We start from the raw sequence: 18,477 nt of genomic DNA, 5'->3' as shown, positions 1-18,477 counted from the left end.
GTGTGGGGTCTCCCCATGTGAGAGTAGGTCATCGTCAGGCTTCTAATCCGAAAGGGCCACCCACTGGGTGGCCCTTTTTTTATGTGCGGAAAAATAGTTAATAAAATAATAAAAGCCGACAATAAAAAAATAGAATAAAAACGCGGTTTGGAAAAAAGAGAAAAAAGAAAAACTCCAGCCAAACCCCAGTCAAATTTTTACTCGCAATACTCTCGCTGAAAAATCCAACTCGAAGAAAATCCTAGAAAAATAAAAAGCTTGGCAAAAGCCAAGAGGCTTTTACCCCTGTAAACAAAGTGCTTTCCTAATCATTTTTATAAAGTAAAAAATAGGAAAACGAAAAAATACGACACTTTATTTAATCCGCCGCTCACCTATCCCAAAAAATTACCCGAAATTAAAAAATACGGTTTAGCACAAAAAAATCATTGCGCTGAAAAAACTGACACAGTAATACCAATAAAAACACCGGTGATTTTTTGCACGTTTTGGTGAGCCTGAGCAACCATGGGCCCTGGCGTGGATATACCGCAGTTATACACAAGTCTATCCAGACTTTCTGTTAATAACGCCAGGTTGTGGAACGTGGATAAAAGGCTGGTGTTTTTTTACCCGTTGAAAAGGGCCCCACGGAAACAGGGGCCTGAGAGTGGATATCCCGGAGTTATGCACAGGTCTGTCCATGGATTCTGTTAGTAGTTATTACATCTAGCACTAGAGTTAATGAAACTGCACGGTCAAAGAAATCTTTTTGGGACATCCTAAAGGATGCTTTGCGCCTTTAACTATACTGACAGGCCATGGACGCCTAAATTGTTGTGCCTTGTGAATAACTTCCGGTTGGGGCCAAGTGTGAGGTGCTCTAGTGCGCTTGTTAATTCCTTATAGCTTGATTTTGCTGTGCCTGTTGCCGAGTAGTTTTATATTCGCGAGTACCCTAATTGTGGGTAATAAATATGAAGGAACAGTCAGCTTTATTAATCTTGAAAGTGGGAAGGAGATCAAGCGGACAGAAACCGGTGGGGCTCCGCATGAGCTTGTTTTGTCCCCGGATCAATCCAAGGTTGTGGTGGTTTCCTACCTGGAAGACGGCTACGTGGGGGAGGAGCTAAACGTCTTTGATGTGGCTACGGGTAAGCGCTTAAGTCTCATCGATATTAGTCCTCATATGGGCCCTCACGGCATAGCGTGGCTGGGCGATGGCAATGATCTCATAGTGACTACCGAAGAATCCCATGATGTGATCAAGGTTGATATAGCCTCTGGAAAGGTACTCGGTTCTGTATCAACAGATCAGATAGGTAGCCACCTCCTGGCTTTATCTCCTGATTATAAAACCGCATACGTCACCAGCCGTGGCTCGGATACCTTCAGCGTGATTGATACGGACACGATGACCTTGAAAAAGACTCTGCCTGCCGGTGATGGTCCTGAGGCGGTTTGGGTCAGCCCTGATGGGAAAGAGTTGTGGATAGGTAACAATCGATCGAAGAATATTCTTATTTTTGAGACGGCTAACTTAGAGAAGAAGGACGCTATCGATGTGGACTATCTTCCAATCCGTATACGATTCCATCCGCAAGGCAAGTTGGTTGCGGTTGCAGACCAGCAGGGAAATCGTGTGGTGATTTACGATGTGGCGAGTCGTAAAGAGCTGCAGAGTATTGACCTTGGTTCTGCCGCCGCGCGGGAGCCGGCTTCTCTTCTTTTTTCCCCCGATGGTAAGTTTCTGTATGTCGGCTCACAGAGAGACGGTAAAGTGGTTGAGATAGATACCGGCAAATGGGAAATCAAGAGGATATTCAGGGCTGGTCAGGGGGCTGACGGTATGGGGTGGAGTCCGATAACCATTCAGCCCCAGTAAACTATGAATATTTTTTTAAAAGTGATTGTTTTTAGAGGGCGATGGTGTAAATCATCAGATCCTGAGACTTTCCATCGATTGTATGATATGCCGGAATGGTACCGCTGTGAATTCCACCGGCTCGTCTTGCGACGGCAATACTGGCGGTATTTTCCGAGAGGCACTGTATTTTTAGCTGGGCCACACCAGCTTGATTTTTTAGCTCTTCGCAAATTCTTGTCACAACTTTCGCCATAACACCTCTGCCCTGACAGTGAGCTGAGAGCCAGTAGCCAATTTCGGCGTTCCTGTTTTGTTGATCAATTGCTTTGACGCCGATTATTTCGGAGAGTTTGTTATCACAAATGATCTTATACCAGGCGGAACCAATGTGATTGCTGTAGATACGCTGACAAATATATTGCTTGGTCGATTCCAGATCCTGTACGGATTTAGCCCAATACAGATATTTTTCCAAAAGAGGGCGATTATCTTCTATTAGATAAAAAATTTCCTGGGAATCTTCTTCCTGTAGAAAGTCCAGATAAATATCTTCCGTTACCGTTAACCACATATGGTTTTTCTCCCTGATTATGGAATCCTTCGCGAGGTGCTTCTTTAACACTACAGTCTTTATTTAACAGGTTTGCGAGATTTCACTCCGGCATTTCAGGCTTGGAAAATGAATTTCACACCGGATTCAGGTTTCCAGCATAAAGGTAACCGGGCCGTCATTGAGAAGAGAGACTTGCATATCCGCCGCGAAAATTCCGCTGGCTACTGGAGCAAATTGGGCATTAGCACGCTCAAGAAAATAATTGTACAGGCCCTCGGCATGTTGTGGGCTGGCGCCACGACTAAAACTGGGGCGAAGGCCGCGTTCCGTTTCAGCAACGAGAGTAAACTGGCTGACGACAAGGAGCCCACCGCTAGCCTGTTGCACACTGTGATTCATACGGCCGTTTTCATCGGGAAAAATCCGATAATTCAGCACCTTGTGTAGTAACTTGTCCGCGCTTTCACGGTTGTCTTTGGACTCCACTCCCAACAGTAAGAGTATGCCGTGCTCAATCGCGCCCACCGACTGACCAGACACTTCTACGCGGGCGTGGCTGACCCGTTGGATCAATCCTTTCATCTCAGACCTCTCTGTCTCTCTGGAACCCTGTGAATAAATCGCCTAGATTAGCGGACTGATTCACGCAGAGAAACCGAGAATACCGTATGAAGAAACAGTTAATGGCACTCCTGGCTGGGGCCTTGGCCACAGCCGGTGTGCAGGCGGTGGAAACCTACCCAAAGAGCCAGTCCATTGAGCATGTGGATGAATACTTCGGTGTCGAGGTATCTGACCCCTATCGTTGGATGGAGGATATGTCTAGCGAAGAGGTGAAGGAGTGGGTCAAGGCACAAAATAAGCATGCGCTACCTCGCCTGAAGGATCTGCCAGGCTGGCAGAAGATCAACGACCGCCTTACGGAGCTGTGGCGCTATGAGCGCTATGGCATGCCTTACAAGAAAGGGGATAGCTACTACTACGACTACAACAACGGTGACTGGGATCAGAATATCTTCTACCGCACCGGGGAGCTTGCCCAGGAAGGTAAGCCCATGCTGGACCCGCGCAGCCTGAGTGAAGACGGCACCATCGCCGCCAAACGTCTCAAGGTCAGCCCCAAGGGGCATTATCTGGCTTACGGTATCTCTGATGGCGGCACCGACTGGACGGACTATCGTATTCGAGATTTAAAGACCGGCAAGGACCTGAAGGAGCAACTCACTGGTATTAAGTTCAGTGATGCCAGTTGGACACCTGATGAATCGGGTTTCTACTACAGTCGCTATCCATTCAATAAGGATGGCAGTGCTGACGATAGCAAGCAGGTGGCGGTCTATTTCCATCGCCTGGGAGATGCTCAGGATAGGGACCAATTGGTATACAGCATCACCGATCACCCCACCCGCAATCCCGATGCCGAGGTGAGCGATGATGGGAATTATCTGCTGTTCAGTATCTTCGATGGTTACGACTCCAATGGTTTCTACTACCGCGATCTTCGCGATGAAAACGGTAAGGTCATCAAGTTGCTGGATGACTGGGATGGTCTCTATCAGTTTCTCGGTAATAAGGGCAGTACCTTCTTTTTCGAGACCAGCGCGGGTGCGCCACTGGGCCGGGTAATCGCAATTGACCTGGCGAAGCCGCTGCGCAAAAACTGGCGAGACCTGGTGCCGCAGACAGACAGCGCCCTGCAGAGTGCCAGCTATATTGGCGACCGTTTCGTACTGCACTATTTGAAAGATGCCAAGTCGCGGGTCCTGGTAACCGATACCAATGGTAAGAAACAGTACGAGCTGAAGCTGCCCGGCGTGGGCTCGGTGAAAGGCTTTTACGGTGAGCCGGATGAGGTGGAGACTTTTTATTCTTTCTCAAACTTTATCACCCCGCCGAGTATCTATCATCTGGATGTGCAAACCGGTGAGAGCAAGCTGTTCAAGCAGCCAAAATACGCGGCGGACTTCTCTGACTTGACCGTGAGCCAGCACTTTTATAAGAGCAAGGACGGCACCCGTGTGCCTTTGTTCCTGGTGCATAAGAAGGGTATGAAGCGCGATGGCTCAAACCCAACATTGTTGTATGGATATGGTGGATTTAATTCCGCCCAGCTGCCGCGCTTCTACAACCGTTTCGTGGGTTGGTTGGATATGGGGGGTACTCTGGCGCTGGCAAACTTACGCGGCGGCAGCGAATACGGCGATGCCTGGCATCAGGCTGGCACCAAGACTCAGAAGCAGAATGTCTTCGATGACTTTATCGCCGCCGCTGAGTGGCTGATCAAGGAGAAGGTTACCTCTCCGGAAAAGCTGGGTATCAGTGGGCGTTCCAATGGTGGACTGCTTGCGGGCGCGACACTGGTACAGCGCCCGGACCTGTTTGCCGCGGCACTGCCGGTAGTGGGCGTGCTCGACATGCTGCGCTACCACACCGCTTCCGCCAACGCACGCCAGTGGTCCAGTGACTACGGTCTGAGCGAAAATCGCGAGGAATTTAAGGCGCTGCACGCTTACTCCCCGGTACACAATACCCGCCAAGGCACTTGCTATCCGGCCACCCTAATCACTACCGCCGATCGCGATGATCGTGTAGTGCCCTGGCACAGCTACAAGTTTGCCGCCGCCCTGCAGCGGGATCAGGCTTGTGACAAGCCGGTATGGCTCGCGGTGGAGACGCGGGCTGGCCATGGTGCGGGCAAGCCGGTGTGGATGCAGGTGGAAGACTTTGCCAACCAGTGGAGCTTCCTCGCCTACCAGCTGGGTATGAAAATCGAGTAGCCTTTCGAATCAAACCAATTTATGGAATACCGGGGGCAATATATGGCTCCCGGTCAATAACTTCAGATTGAGTTTAATTTAGTGGCTGTTTCATCATTAATGTTGGTGCACAGCCCGCTCTGCCAAAACTGTAGTACTGCCTGCGGTTTGCCCTCCCGGGGTGCGGAAGTCTTGGTGGAAGTTATCACTGGGTATAAATAACAAATAATAATCATCCGGTGGATCTATGAAACATGCATTCGTGACCGGGGGAAGTGGTTTCCTCGGATCCAACCTAATTGAGCAGCTGAAGGCCGATGGCTGGCGGGTAACTGCCATGCATCGCAAAACTTCCAATACCGACAGGCTTAGCGCCATGGGAGCGGAATTGGTTGAGGCCTCACTGGACGATCCAGAATCATTGCGAGCGGCCATTCCAAACGATGTCGATGCTCTTTTCCATATGGCGGCCAACACCAGTATGTGGCGCGGTGGCAATGCCCAGCAGTGGAAGGATAATGTTGAAGGGGCGGTGAATATTGCACAGGTCGCGAGAGAGAAAAAGGTTGGCCGCATGATTGTGACCAGCTCGATTTCCGCCTACGGCTATCATAAAGAAACCATTACAGAAGAAAGTGAAAAGCGCGCGGACGATCCTCGCCATCACTATCTGTATACCAAAAAGCGAGAGGAAATTGCAGTACGAAAAGAGATCGACAAGGGATTGGATGTAGTATTTCTTAACCCCTGTGCGATTGTGGGGAAATTCGATACCAGCAGCTGGGCACAGACGTTTTTTCTAATCGACAAGAATCAGCTGCCGGGTGTGCCGCCGGGTTGGGGCTCTTTTTGTCATGCAAGTGCGGTGGCGCGAGCGCATATCGATGCGGTTGAAAAGGGGCGTTGTGGTGAGAATTATATACTCGCTGGCACCGATGCCAGTTTTCTGGAGTTTTTTGGGAAAATAGCCGAGTTGCTGCACAAGCCCGTGCCTAAGCATACAACCCCTGCCTTCATAATTCAGTCTATCGCCTGGTTTTCCGAGGTGTGGTCGCGGGTGAGTGGGAAAGAGCCGGTAATTACCCCAGAGAAGGCTACCCTGGTCACACGCCGGGTCGTGGCCAGCAGTGCTAAGGCGGAGCGGGAACTCGGCTATCAATCAAAGGTGGCACTCGATACCATGTTGCGCGAATGTCGCGACTGGTTGGTAGAGCAAAATTTGTTGGAGATAAAGTGAATCGCAGTAATATTATTTTTATCCTAGTTTCTTTGTTGTTGGTTTTGCAATTGATCCAGCACTATTTCTTTTCCGGGGCGCAATAGCGCCAATCCTCTCCTGTTTAATTGGCATTGCCTGGCATTTATACCGGGCACTGTCACTACTTGAGATTAAGGAACATAAATTCTAGGAGCCTATTATGGAAGAGAAGCGCTGTGGCTGGTGTTTATCCACCCCGCTATATCAACGCTACCACGACGAGGAGTGGGGCCGCCCGGTAACCGATGAGGCCACCTTGTTTGAATTTCTGTTGTTGGAGGGGGCGCAGGCGGGGTTGTCATGGATTACCGTATTAAATAAGCGGGAAAACTATCGCCGTCTTTTCGATAATTTCGATGCAGAAAAAATTGCGCGCTATACACCACGTAAAATAGAGAAATTATTGCAGGACCCGGGGATTATACGCAATCGTCTCAAGGTGGAGTCCGCGGTGAAAAATGCCCGCGCAACTCTGGCCTTGCGGGAAAAGGGGCAATCACTCTCAGACTTTCTCTGGCAGTTTACCGATGGCAAGGTCATAGTAAACCGTCCCTGCTCTCTCAAGCAGGTACCGGCCAGCACCGCGGAATCGGACGCGATGAGCAAGGCACTGAAAAAAGCCGGTTTTAGTTTTGTTGGCTCTACCATTATGTATGCCCATATGCAGGCGACTGGTATGGTTAACGATCACCTGCATTCTTGCCCAGCGAGACAGAGTTGCTTGGATCAAGCCGAGGCGGAGGGGTTAATTTAAAAAATTCAAATGGGATTGAGAATAAACCGGGTTTGGTCTTTATTCTCAGGTCATTCACTCCTAAAAAGGAGGCTGCCATGAGCCTGGATCGCATATTTGAGAATTATTGGCCTTTGTTTATTTCCGGATTTTTGCGGCTGGGAGCTGCTCTTTTGGTTATTGTAGTGACTTTGGGGGTGGCCCAACTGGCACGGCGTGCCATAGGCCGATTAACTGGTCGGCTCGATGCGACCCTAGTACCGGTATTGCGCAATATTGCTATCTGGGCCATTTATATTATCGGGGCAATGGTGGTCCTGGATGTGTTTGGGATCAATACCACGAGTCTGATCGCCCTACTGGGTGCCACCGGTCTGGCAGTGGGGTTGGCATTGAAGGATACCCTGCAAAATATTGCTGCGGGTTTTATTCTGCTGAGTTTGCGTCCTTTCCGTGTCGGCGATGTGATTCAGTTCGGCCAGACTATGGGCACAGTGCGCCAGGTGGGCCTCTTTACCACTTCGCTCGATACCAGCGATGGCCTGCGGATCACAGCGCCGAACAGTACTATTTGGGGGCAGACTCTCACCAATTACAGCCACAATCAGACTCGGCGCATCGAAATAGTGGCAAGCATTGCGTACGGAGATGATATCGAAACGGGAATGGAGGTGTTGCGCCGCTTGGTCGCGGATGAGCCGCGCATACTCGCAGAACCGCAACCCAACTACGCGGTTCGTGCCCTGGGAGATAGCGCGGTCAACCTGCACCTGCGCGTGTGGACTGCGACCGGGGAGTACTGGGATGTGTATTGGACACTAATGAAACGCCTGAAACCCGCTCTGGAGGCTGCGGGCCTGACGATCCCTTTTCCCCAGCGGGAGCTGCACATCGTGCAAAAGACTACACAGCGGCCCGATTCGGACTCCCCTACCCAGACAAAGGCTATAACACTGGACTCCGACAGTCCCGCCAGCTGAGGTGAAAACCCCCACAGCCCTTCGGCTCGACGCACAGAAATAGCGTTTGGAAGAGCCCGAATCGACAGTTCTAAGATTTCGTGTCAAAGTTAGCGGCGTTTTTTTGTACAACTTTTGACCGAGATAGGAAAATGCCGATTAAGCTGAACAACCCTTTGATCCCCAGCCTGCTGGCTGTCGCTATCCTCGCGGGCTGTCAGGGCGATAAGAGCGCTCAGACAGAAGCGAATGCCGATAAAGCTCAAAGTGCCGTTGCCGAGGCCTCTGTCACCGTAGATGCAGTGGCAGAGACCAAGCGCCTAACAGAGTGGCTGGATGCGCGTTATGAAGAGCAGCTGCAGTTCAGTCCTATGCAGTTATCCTATCTAGGTCGCAAGGAGCAGTACGACCAGATCGACGATATGAGCGAGGCCGCCGAGGCGCGAAAGCTGGCATGGGTGGAAAAGACCGTTGCCGAACTCAAGAAGAACTTCGACTACAACAAGCTGAGTCAGGAAGGGAAAACTTCCTACGATATCTGGATTTATCAGTTCGAGCAGGCCAAAGCTGCTGAGCCTTTCAAGAACCACGGCTATATCTTCGAACAGATGGGCGGAATGCAGTCACAGCTGCCGAACTTTCTGTTGAACTTCCATCAGGTAGATAATATCGAGGATATGCAGGCGTATATCGCCCGTATCAGCGGAATCTCCCGCGCGATTGATCAACTGCGTGAGCGCGCCGAACAGGCTGCCAAAGAAGGTATCCGCCCACCGCGCTTTGCCTACGAGGGCGCGATAGAGCAATCCAGCAAATTGATTAACGGTGCCCCCTTCACCGATGGCGACGATGCACCTCTGTGGGCCGGCGCCAAAGGCAAGATCGCCGAGCTACTGGAGGCCGGCAAGATCGACCAGAAGCAGGCCGACCAGCTGACCGTCGATGCGCGCAAGGCGCTGGAGACCAAGTTCTTACCCGCTTATAAAAACCTGATCGTCTGGTTGGAAAAAGACGTGCAAAAGGCCTCTGCGGAGCCTCAAGGGGCCAGCAGCCTGCCGAACGGTATGGCCTATTACAACCAGCGCCTAGCCGACACCACCACTACCAGTCTAACCGCCGATGAGATCCATAATATCGGTCTCAAGGAAGTAGCGCGTATCCGCGGTGAGATGGAATCTATCAAGAAGAAAGTCGGCTTCGAAGGCAGCCTGCAGGAATTCTTCACTTTTATCCGGGAAGACGGTCAGTTCTACTACCCCAACACCGATGATGGCCGCCAGGGCTACCTGGATGACTCCACGGCATTCCTCGACAATATTACCAAGAAGCTGCCGCAATACTTCGGTCTGTTGCCGAAGGCCGAGCTGGTGGTTAAGCGAGTGGAATCCTTCCGCGAGCAGGATGGCGGTGCCCAGCACTATTATCCGGGCACCCCGGATGGTTCCCGCCCGGGTATCTACTATGCGCACCTGTCCGATATGAGCGCCTATTCCACCACCGATATGGAAACCGTGGCCTACCACGAGGGCAATCCCGGCCACCATATGCAGATTTCCATCGCGCAGGAGCTTGAGGACATTCCACAGTTTCGTACCCAGGCCCACTTCACCGTGTATGTGGAAGGCTGGGCACTCTATTCCGAGAAGCTGGCCAAGGAAATGGGTGCTTATCAGGACCCCTATAACCTGTTTGGCCACCTGACTGCCGAAATGTGGCGGGCCATCCGCTTGGTAGTGGACACTGGCATGCACGCCAAGGGCTGGAGTGAGGAGCAGGCGGTGGAGTACTTCCTGGAAAACTCTGCGATTCCCGAAACCGCAGTGCGCTCCGAAGTACGCCGCTACCTGGTATGGCCGGGACAGGCTACCGCTTACAAAATCGGTATGCTGAAAATCCAGGAACTGCGCAAGCAGGCCGAGGAACAGCTGGGGAATAAGTTCGATATCCGCGGTTTCCACGACACCATACTGGGCGGCGGAGCCCTGCCGGTACCGGTTTTGGAAAACCGTGTGGCTGCCTGGGTGGACTCTGTTAAGAGCGCTTAAGAGCCAGCCTAACCGCTGAAAAAGCCGGGCACAGCCCGGCTTTTTTAATGGGCGAATCTTCAGCCCAATAATTCAGCAAATTGTTATTTCTCTGTTTTGTTTGAGGTCCGAAATGGATAGCAACATCTATAGTGCTCCAGAGGCCAACCTGGAAAATAATTCTGCCGGAGGGTCAGAATTTTATGTGGTGTCGAAGGCCAAGTTTCTGGTGTTATATTTTGGCACTTTCGGTATTTATTCTATTTATTGGTTTTATCGTCACTGGAAAGAATATAAGCGTGCTAGTGGTGAAACCATGTTGCCAGTAATGCGCGCGATATTTTCTGTTTTTTTTGCCTACCCTTTGTTTATCACTATCCAGGCTCGTCTCGAAGAGGCTGAAAGGCCTCACAAATGGCGGCCAAAAGTGATGGCCATTATTTATATTGTGGTTGTCCTGCTCAGCTATTTTAGTGATCGCTTGTCCTCGGTCTCTGAGGAATTGACAATTCTGGATCTTATCAGTTTGATTATGGTGCCGGTAATTGCATTGCCATTACTCTCTGCGCAAATGGCCGCAAATATTGCTTGTGGAGATGAAAAAGGAGGGTCCAATAAAAAATTCACACTATTGAATTGTCTCTGGTTATTCTTTGGTGCTGTGATTTGGTGCGTTTTCCTTTTTGGGGCCTATATAATGTTTTTGTGATCTAGATAAGGAATTTAAATGAAAAAAATAGCCATATTTCTCTGTGTTTTTATTGCTCAGATAGCCGCTGCGCCCCTCTGGGCCAATACAACTGCCCAAGTAACAACTACAGAGATCACCGTGCGTGCCAAAGCCAAGGACGCTAAGTTTATCGGTTCCTCCATTGGGGGTGCCATGGTCATTATCCGTGCGGCAGATACCGGGGAAATTCTCGCTCAGGGCCTGACCCAGGGAAGTACCGGGGACACCGGTAAGATCATGAAGACCCCGCGAGAGCGCTATGTGCCTATCGCTGAGGGGGCTGCTAAATTCACCACTAATCTGGATATCAGCGAGCCAGTGTTTCTTACCGTCGAGGTACTGGCGCCCTATATCAAGAAGCAGGCTCGCGTTGTGGCACAGACTCAGACTTGGCTGGTACCGGGCAAGCCCATCAGCGGCGAGGGCTTGATTGTAGAAATCCCCGGTATGGTGGTGGACCTACTCAGCCCGCAGACTCACCTCTATACCGGCTTGGATCAGAGTCCTTTCGAGATCCGCGCCAATGTGGTGATGATGTGCGGCTGTCCTTTCACCGATGGCGGCCTGTGGGATGGCAGCAAGCTCGAAGTCACTGCTCTGATAAAAAAAGATGGGGGTGAATTTGCCACAATACCGCTGAAAATCCAGGACACGATGAATACCTTCAGCGCCCCCTTCGCCACAGATTTACCCGGCGTCTACGAAATTCTGGTTTACGCTTATGACGCAAAAACCGGAAACACCGGTGTCGACAGGGGTAGTTTTATCGTGAAATAAACCGGGCTAATTGGGGCCAAGGTAATGTGCGGAAAAAAGGCAGAGGGTTGTGAGTTGGTCGGGAGTTATTTAATCACTTGGTCACTCGACTTCTATAGCTCCGCCATGATCCTTGGCCCGGAGCTTCTTTTGCGCCCCGGTATCGGGCCTGCAGTATGAAAGATCGGGAGAAAGAGGGAGAGGATTTATCCCGGCGCGCGCTGCTTGAGGAGCATCGCCCCGAGCGTATTCACGCCCGTTTGGGGCGGGGGCCCAAATCCCAGCGTGTTTCCGATTTTGTTCTCGGAGCCATTGATGGCTGTGTTACCACATTCGCCATAGTGGCCGGCGCTTTCGGCGCGGGTTTCTCCGAATCGGTGGTGTTGGTGATGGGATTCGCCAACCTAATTGCGGATGGTTTCAGCATGGCGGTGAGTAATTACGAGGCCGTCAGTGTCGAGCGGGAACAGGCTGCAGCGGCGACGCGCGTCGAACGCGAGCATATCGAGCTGGTACCCGAAGGGGAGCGGGAGGAGATTCGCCAAATATTCCAACGCAAGGGGTTTCGCGGACAGGTGCTGGATGAGATTGTTGCCACCATCACCGCTAACCGCCAATTGTGGATAGAGACCATGCTGGCAGAAGAATACGGAATCAGCCGCACAACACGCAAACCTCTGGGCAGTGCCCTGGTGACTTTTTTAGCATTTATCGGCATCGGTACTGTGCCGCTATTGCCCTATCTGCTTGCGCCACTCAACCCGTCACAACAGTTTTACAGTAGCGTTATTCTGGCGGCTTTTACCTTCTTCGCCATCGGTCTGTGTAAGGGCCTGGTATTTTCCCAAAGAGTGTGGATGGCGGGGCTCAAAACCTTGTTGTTTGGTGGTGGTGCTGCCGCGCTGGCACTCGCCGTTGGCTTCTTCCTGCGCGACGTTATCGCTTGATTTAGGCTGCCACCACCCGGTTGCGGCCGCTGTTCTTTGCCCGGTACATACGCCTGTCCGCTTCCGCTAGCAGTTGGTTGTGGGAGTTGCCGCTGCCCTCAACCACGCCAAAACTGATGGAAACCTTCACTGGCTGCACGTAACGGCGACTCAGGGCTTCCACTTTACGGCGCAGCTTTTCCGCCAGCACAGTGCCACCGCGCACATCGGTATTTGGCAATAGCAACAGAAATTCCTCTCCGCCCCAACGGGCGACAATATCCTCGGTGCGGGTATTTTCTTCGAGAATTTTCGCTACGTCCTGCAGGATGCGGTCACCAAAGCCGTGGCCGTAGGTATCGTTAATACTTTTGAAGTTGTCCAGGTCGCCAATCAGTATCACATAGCTGCCCTGTAGTTCCTTGTTGCGCCGCTCCATATCGTGGATTGCCCGGTAGGCCTCGCGACGGTTCGCCAGCCCGGTGAGGGCATCGGTGGAGGCGCTTTTTTCCAGTTCACCGGTCAGGCGCTCGAGTAACTCCTGGGTGTGGTGGCGGCTGCTATCGAGTAGTGCGGTGAGCGCAGTGAGCGCGCCAAAGACCGCAATAAAACGTGCGCGATAGGCGGTATCGTACTCCGCTTTCAGGCCGGGAAAATCCGGGTAGAAAAGCGCCATAGCGGTAACCAGGCCGATGGCGATAAGTGCGACCGTGCCGGTCTTATAGCCGTATAGATTGATAAATCCAGGGACCAACATCACCGCCCACATCAGACCTGTATTGTTAACTCCGCCAGATAACAGCAGATAAAAGTAGAGCACCAGCAAAAGAATGCCGACAAGCAACGGCGTTTTTTGGCTTGGGCCCATCACATTAATGGTGACATAAGCGCAGAGTATCACTACTGCAGCAGCCGAGAGGGTTGTGGCCTGCAGAATATCGGTGGCGCTCAGGGCGATCACCGCCATGGCACCGGTTACCGCCATGGCAAAAATTAACATATAAGAAGAGGCCATGATGCGGCGGCGTAGATCGATACGCTCCAACTCTTCCACGGGCGTGTTCATAGAGGGGTTATGCTTTTTATACCCTGAGTTCATAGTCGTCTCTGTTGCTGTACAGACTGCAACTTCCACCGGCCTTGAGCACGATACTTGTCACCTTTTTCACCGGCGGAGTGAAGTAGCGCCGAGTATAGGAGGATTCGTCCGGGGACCAAAGCTGCGAGCTACAGTATCTGTAAAGCAAACGTTAGAACTGAGAAGCCGTGACACAAATTCATCTGACTTGGGGCAATATCCTGAAGTTACGCGGTGACGCGTTGGTGTGCCCCGCACACAAACATCTGATTCGTGGGCGTGGCCTTTCGGCCCAGGTCTATGCCCAGGGTGGCCAGGACCTTGCTGTCCAGTGTGAGCAACAACCGGAGTGCGCGGTGGGGGAGGCGCGTCTCACGCAGGCTTTTCATTTGCCGGTGGATTACTTATTGCACACCGTTACGCCCCAATGGAGTAGTGGTGACCAATGGGGTGCCCAGGCGATCGGTCAGCTGCGGCGATGCTATGAAAGTGTGTTGCGTCTGGCGGCAGAGCGAGGTCTGAAACGTATTCTTTTCCCTGCTCTGGGTGCGGGTACCAACCGTTTTCCCCATACTATCGCCGCGCATCAGGCTCTAGAGGTACTGAAGAAGCGGGTGACGCAGTTTGAACAAATCATTGTCTGTCTGCATTCCCCCGCCGCGTTAGGGGAGTGGAAAAAGGTCGAAAAACGTTTTTTTGCGGCGTGAAAGTACCATTGCTCAAAGCATAAGAATTGGTGTTTCAGTGCTGACTTTAGATTCTATATTTCCTATTTCTCTGCAGCTATCCCGTGTGCTTTATCAGGACAGAATCAAGTATTTTGGAGTGAAATAGTGAGCTATGGCAGTCGGTGTTCCGTACGATATCGGTGATTTGATCGATAAGGTATACAAATACTCAAATCTTGGTGAGTATCTCAATGAAGAAAACCGCCTTTTACAAGAGCTTGTACCCAGAGGTTCTGCGTTAATCGACTTTGGTTGCGGTAATGGCCGTCATCTCAGAATGCTAGAGCCCCGGTTGAAAAAGGGGTTTGGTATCGATATTGATCTTGAACACATCGAGAGTGCGAGAAAGCTTAATAAAAGTAATATCCTAAATTTTATCGTTGCTGACGCAAAAAAATATATTCCAGAAAATAAATATGACGTTGCTATTTCAATGTATAACACCATGGGGAATATTTATCCTCCAGGCAGGGTATTAGCGAATATGCAAAAAGCTTGTGTGGCCGAGGGTAGAATCATCGTCAGTGTTTTTTCCGACAATTCCATAGAAGAGCGCATAGAATTTTATCAAAAAATTGGTTTTGGTATAAAAAAAGTCACTGAAAAATCAATTCTTACGGACAAAGGGGTGAGGTCCGATCATTACTCAGAATCTCGTCTTGCCAGTTTGATTCCAGGAGCTGAAATTATACCTTGTAGTCGGTTTGGTAGGTTGGCGGTGAAATTTCTTTAAGCTATAGATTTGGTCTAGGTCGAGTGTACAAGGAAAACTGTGAAGAGTTGACACATTCGGTAAAAAGGTATTTGAACCTATCTTTTCAGAATAATAATTATTGAAGATGAAAGCAGAGTTTAGAATGAAACAGGGCTTGATGATGAACGGTATTTCATGAGCGTCAATCTTAATTCTGTCGCTATCTTTACCTAGGCCCGCGAATACGGGCTTCGTTAAAAAGAGTTCCAAGGTGTGGCAACCTTCCTTCGCGAGTTCTTTTGGACCTAGACTGGGAGAAATACTTTTTGTGTGTTCCGCCGGATTTTGGTAAAGCTTCATTGATCGCTGTGACCTATGCGTAGATATCTAAAAACGTCTAATTTAGGAGCACATAAAACGAAAGCATTCAAACTGTTGGTGCGGCTAACCAAGTAACCCTGGAGGGCGTATGTCCAAGAATATAAGCACCATGACCGTCAACGAGTGGATGGCCCAATGTGATCATCCACGCAAATCCGATATTGAACGACTTCGTAAAATAGTACTGTCTGTAGGTAAGGTCTTGGAAGGTATTAAGTGGAATGCGCCAAGCTTTCGCCTGATCGGCGGTGATGACGATAGAGTAACATTCAAATTACAGCCTAAAAATGTCCTTCAAGTTGTGCTTCACCGGGGCGCAAAATCAAAGCCTATCGAAGGATTTAAATTTACCGATGAGACAGGTTTGGTGGATTGGAAAGCGGCCGATCGTGGTGTCATTCATTTCCAAGATGCAGCGAAAATAGAATCTCACACAGATAAATTCAAAGAGCTTATTAGGCAATGGATGAGTGCAGAGTAAGACACATCGGATCTTAACATCAATAAATTCCGGGGTATAAGTTGTCTTCAATATCCTAGCGTATGGCATACGAAAATTTTTTAAATCGAGAAACGGCATTACACTAAAAAATTTAGTGACTCTGAGTGGATTTCATGGGCTGGGAGCTGATTCTTTAGGTGTTACTTGTGGGGAACCGATTCACCGATGAGTATTTGCTGGTGCTTGTTTATGGGTAGGGACTCTCGTTAGCGATTTAATTTTCTACATAATGTTTCGTCGCCAAAAAATAAAAAAGGGCCCTCTAAGGCCCTTTTATAGATGTCCAGGAAAAATTCCAACTACTCGCTTACGCATATTTTCCTTAAGAATTTCACAAGTGTAAGCGTGTCCAGGTTATTGACAGGAACTCGCTTCCCAATACTGGGGTGCTGCAGTCGGGGACCACCAGTTGGGTCCAAAGGTAGAGACGTACACCTGGCCTTCAAAAGTTACCCGATCACCAACTTCATAGCCGGCGTCACCCGCGTAGGGCTGTTGGAACTCGGGGCAGGAGGCTGCCGAACCTTCGTCGCCATTGGTGTTGTCATCCGAGCTGTCATCAGAGCCATTATCGGAGCCGGTGTCGGTGCTATCGTCAGACCCTGTATCGGAGTCGTTGCCAGAGCCGTCGCCGCTTGTTTGACAGGTGGTTTCACTCCACAACGATGGCGCCGCACTCGGAGACCACCAGTTTGGCTCATGGGTGGATTCGTAGGCGACACCTTCGAAGACAACAACATCACCGATTGCATAGCCTGGATCGCCAGCATAGGGCTGCTCAAACGCTTCGCAGGCAGTATTTCCGCTGCTGCCGCTATCGCCGGTTTCTCCGGTATTTCCAGTGTTGCCGCTATCGCCAGTGTCACCCGAATCTCCGGTGTCCCCGGTATCACCAGTATTTCCGTTGTCGCCGGTATTTCCAGTGTCACCCGTGTTGCCAGTGTCTCCGTTGCCATCATCTCCAGAGCTTGATCCGCCTTGTCCGAAGACCTCTAGCGCCGCATCCAGAAGTGGATATTGGTATTGGTTATTCTCGCGCAGCATGCCGCCCCGGAGCTGCCAGATCATTACACCGCCCAGGTCTTGATCGACAACGTAACGGGAACGCTCGGCGATTGAGGTGGTGTCCTCGAAGGAAATGAAGCCGCCATCCGGGAACCACCCATAGTGGGTTACCGCTTCCGGGTCGTATGCAGTCTGGAATGATGAATCACTCTGCATCTTTTCGACGATTTGGTAGTAGCGTGTTTCGGTGTCGGAACCCCAGTGAGCGACATCTTGTCCCGATGCGGCTTCACCGATCGCGGTGGCACCGGCCACGCTACGACCATAGTGGGACATACCCAGGATGATTTTCTCGGAGGGAATATTGCCTTCAGTCATCCACATGTTGCGGCAGCTGTCCGCGTCGAAGCCTTCGTTAACCTGGCCGGCATAGGGGTACAGTGGAGAGGTATGCTGAGCTACTGAGTCCCAGTCGCCACCGAAGTCATAGGTCATCAGGTTGACGTAGTCGAGTGTTGCGCCGACCTCGGCAAAATCGTAGCCCTCTTGTGCAATCGACGGGCCGCAAGCGACGGCGGCGGTCAGTTCCAGGCGCTTGCCGGTCTCGGCTTCGACTTCATCGAAACGTTCACGCAATTCCTTGAGCAGTGTGGTGAAGTTGTCTTTGTCGATCGAACGGCCGCCATTGGGCGCATAGCCCGGGTATTCGAAGTCGAGGTCGAGCCCATCGAAATCCCAGTCGGTTATTAGCGTTACCGCATTTTCGATAAAGGCCGCACGAGCGCTGGCACTTTCCATCATCTCAGAAACTTTATGCGAGAGGGTCCAACCGCCCACAGAGAGAATCGCCTTGGCACCATCATCGTGTACCGACTTTACAAAGCCCGATTCGTGATCGTTCCAGCCCTGACAGACCGCGTCCTGCTTGCTCGAGTCGTACTGACTGTAGGGATGCCAGAACGGCGGTGAGCACTTGACCGGGCCATTGCCGGCGCCGCCGGAGAAAGATTGAGCCCCCAGTCCATAAAAGACATAGGGATCGGTGAAGTAGATGGTGCCCTCTACGTCATTCCAGGCAAAGGCGTATTGCACATGGGTCAGTTTGGAAAAATCCACGTTATCGTGGGTGAAGGAGGAGTCGGCCCAATACTCCCAGTCGGCCCAATAGGCCGAAACACGTTTGGTCTCCTGAGCGCTGACATTTGCACTCAACACGAGGGCCGCGGCAAGCGTTGCTACTTTTTTTAATCCAAATCCGCGCTCATTGCGGCACCCCACTAACATCCCTGTTCGATCCTGAGATTGCAGGAAAGAAAACATTGCAGTGACCTCCCATGGGCCTTAATTATGATGAAACTTAGTGTTATAGAACTGAACTTTATCGTTGAGGAAATTGGAAAAAATTGGGGAGGTAAAAGTTCCGCATGAAACTGAGAAAACCGCGGTAAATAGACGGTTTTCCCCAGTAAATTGTGCAAGAAAAGTGAAAGAATAAAAATGTAAACTGCTTTTTGCAGGATAAAATCCGTTTCTGCCATATTGGAGTTT

At 50.8% G+C, this 18,477-nt stretch carries 16 protein-coding genes; 12 read left to right on the top strand and 4 right to left on the bottom strand.

Features of this window, described 5'->3' with window-relative positions; translation table 11 throughout:
* Nucleotides 1–865: 865 nt before the first annotated feature.
* Nucleotides 866–1,864 carry a beta-propeller fold lactonase family protein gene (locus LC073_RS19085; protein WP_226648918.1) on the top strand — a complete coding sequence of 333 codons (999 nt, stop codon included), beginning with the start codon at nucleotides 866–868 and terminating at the stop codon, nucleotides 1,862–1,864.
* A 31-nt stretch (nucleotides 1,865–1,895) separates the two neighbouring features.
* Here LC073_RS19085 and LC073_RS19080 read toward each other — a convergent pair whose 3' ends face one another.
* Nucleotides 1,896–2,417 carry a GNAT family N-acetyltransferase gene (locus tag LC073_RS19080; RefSeq protein ID WP_226648917.1) on the bottom strand — a complete coding sequence of 174 codons (522 nt, stop codon included), beginning with the start codon at nucleotides 2,415–2,417 and terminating at the stop codon, nucleotides 1,896–1,898.
* Between the two features lie 126 nt (nucleotides 2,418–2,543).
* Entirely contained in the window at nucleotides 2,544–2,981 is a 438-nt protein-coding gene (dtd, locus tag LC073_RS19075; protein WP_226648916.1) for a D-aminoacyl-tRNA deacylase, read from the bottom strand.
* A gap of 86 nt (nucleotides 2,982–3,067) precedes the next feature.
* Here dtd and LC073_RS19070 point away from each other — a divergent pair, with 86 nt between their 5' ends.
* The 8 genes from LC073_RS19070 (at nucleotide 3,068) to LC073_RS19035 (ending at nucleotide 12,562) form a co-directional block, all read left to right on the top strand.
* Nucleotides 3,068–5,176: a prolyl oligopeptidase family serine peptidase gene (locus LC073_RS19070; protein ID WP_226648915.1), complete on the top strand. Its 2,109-nt coding sequence runs from the start codon at nucleotides 3,068–3,070 to the stop codon at nucleotides 5,174–5,176.
* 226 nt (nucleotides 5,177–5,402) lie between these two features.
* Entirely contained in the window at nucleotides 5,403–6,392 is a 990-nt protein-coding gene (locus LC073_RS19065; RefSeq protein ID WP_226648914.1) for an SDR family oxidoreductase, read from the top strand.
* 181 nt (nucleotides 6,393–6,573) lie between these two features.
* Nucleotides 6,574–7,167 (top strand): DNA-3-methyladenine glycosylase I, encoded by a 594-nt coding sequence (locus LC073_RS19060; RefSeq protein ID WP_226648913.1) that lies wholly within the window; start codon nucleotides 6,574–6,576, stop codon nucleotides 7,165–7,167.
* A 77-nt stretch (nucleotides 7,168–7,244) separates the two neighbouring features.
* Nucleotides 7,245–8,126, top strand: coding sequence for a mechanosensitive ion channel family protein (locus LC073_RS19055; RefSeq protein WP_226648912.1), 882 nt, complete (start codon nucleotides 7,245–7,247; stop codon nucleotides 8,124–8,126).
* Between the two features lie 131 nt (nucleotides 8,127–8,257).
* Nucleotides 8,258–10,150, top strand: a complete 1,893-nt coding sequence (locus LC073_RS19050; RefSeq protein ID WP_226648911.1) for a DUF885 domain-containing protein — start codon at nucleotides 8,258–8,260, stop codon at nucleotides 10,148–10,150.
* A 112-nt stretch (nucleotides 10,151–10,262) separates the two neighbouring features.
* Nucleotides 10,263–10,838 carry a DUF4234 domain-containing protein gene (locus tag LC073_RS19045; RefSeq protein WP_226648910.1) on the top strand — a complete coding sequence of 192 codons (576 nt, stop codon included), beginning with the start codon at nucleotides 10,263–10,265 and terminating at the stop codon, nucleotides 10,836–10,838.
* 18 nt (nucleotides 10,839–10,856) lie between these two features.
* Nucleotides 10,857–11,636, top strand: a complete 780-nt coding sequence (locus LC073_RS19040) for a hypothetical protein (protein ID WP_226648909.1) — start codon at nucleotides 10,857–10,859, stop codon at nucleotides 11,634–11,636.
* Between the two features lie 155 nt (nucleotides 11,637–11,791).
* On the top strand, nucleotides 11,792–12,562 hold the full coding sequence (locus LC073_RS19035; protein ID WP_226648907.1) for a VIT1/CCC1 transporter family protein: 771 nt from the start codon (nucleotides 11,792–11,794) through the stop codon (nucleotides 12,560–12,562).
* A 1-nt stretch (nucleotide 12,563) separates the two neighbouring features.
* Here LC073_RS19035 and LC073_RS19030 read toward each other — a convergent pair whose 3' ends face one another.
* Entirely contained in the window at nucleotides 12,564–13,640 is a 1,077-nt protein-coding gene (locus LC073_RS19030) for a sensor domain-containing diguanylate cyclase (protein WP_226648906.1), read from the bottom strand.
* A gap of 167 nt (nucleotides 13,641–13,807) precedes the next feature.
* Here LC073_RS19030 and LC073_RS19025 point away from each other — a divergent pair, with 167 nt between their 5' ends.
* From LC073_RS19025 to LC073_RS19015, 3 genes are all read left to right on the top strand, one after another.
* Nucleotides 13,808–14,326: a macro domain-containing protein gene (locus LC073_RS19025; RefSeq protein ID WP_226648904.1), complete on the top strand. Its 519-nt coding sequence runs from the start codon at nucleotides 13,808–13,810 to the stop codon at nucleotides 14,324–14,326.
* Nucleotides 14,327–14,459: 133 nt separating this feature from the next.
* The gene (locus LC073_RS19020; protein WP_226648902.1) at nucleotides 14,460–15,080 is read left to right on the top strand and encodes a class I SAM-dependent methyltransferase; all 621 of its coding nucleotides are present in this window, start codon (nucleotides 14,460–14,462) and stop codon (nucleotides 15,078–15,080) included.
* A gap of 430 nt (nucleotides 15,081–15,510) precedes the next feature.
* The gene (locus tag LC073_RS19015; protein WP_226648900.1) at nucleotides 15,511–15,903 is read left to right on the top strand and encodes a DUF1801 domain-containing protein; all 393 of its coding nucleotides are present in this window, start codon (nucleotides 15,511–15,513) and stop codon (nucleotides 15,901–15,903) included.
* 375 nt (nucleotides 15,904–16,278) lie between these two features.
* Here LC073_RS19015 and LC073_RS19010 read toward each other — a convergent pair whose 3' ends face one another.
* Nucleotides 16,279–18,249: a glycosyl hydrolase family 18 protein gene (locus tag LC073_RS19010; protein ID WP_226648898.1), complete on the bottom strand. Its 1,971-nt coding sequence runs from the start codon at nucleotides 18,247–18,249 to the stop codon at nucleotides 16,279–16,281.
* Between the last annotated feature and the right edge of the window lie 228 nt (nucleotides 18,250–18,477).

The organism is Microbulbifer variabilis (genome assembly GCF_020524905.1).
In the GTDB taxonomy this organism is placed as follows: Bacteria; Pseudomonadota; Gammaproteobacteria; order Pseudomonadales; family Cellvibrionaceae; genus Microbulbifer; species Microbulbifer variabilis_A.
The sequence above is the reverse complement of the archived record's forward strand: the minus strand, read 5'-3'. Positions and strand labels throughout refer to the sequence as shown.